The organism is Bradyrhizobium sp. Ses1 (assembly GCF_059512365.1).
In genome coordinates this window covers 1-408 of record NZ_JCAMOQ010000228.1, presented here as the reverse complement: position 1 = coordinate 408, position 408 = coordinate 1, and the positions used below count along the sequence as shown (strand labels likewise).

Here is a 408-nt window from a genome sequence, read left to right as displayed (position 1 = left end):
ATCGGCAGTTCGTGTGCACGGTCGATCATCGCTTTGCGCTCAGCAGGCCGGCCTTGCTGAGCGCTCCTTCTAAAAAATTGCCGATCTTGGCATGCAGCGACTTCACGTCGACGGCGGGTGGCGCTGCCCCGTGGCCGCCACCAGGGCCGAACACGTCGGCAGCGCCACCTTCGAGTTGCGCTTTCCACGACGTGATCTGATTGGGATCGACGTCGAACTGCTCCGCCAGTTGAGCCAGGGTCCGATCGCCCTTGACGGCGGCGAGCGCCACCTTTGCCTTGAAGGCCGGTGAGTGGTTCCGACGAGTTCGTCTGCTCATTGTCTCTCCTGATTCGCGGGACACAGCGTGCCCGCTGTCAGGCAGAAACTCCACTTATCGCCTTGTTCAGATTCTTGAGGCCGGCTCTA

General features: G+C 61.5%; 1 pseudogene. It reads right to left on the bottom strand.

Going from position 1 to position 408, the window contains the following annotated elements:
- Window positions 1-319, bottom strand: a pseudogene (locus AC5ZG5_RS46480) (transposase); the annotation flags it as partial.
- Window positions 320-408 lie beyond the last annotated feature (89 nt).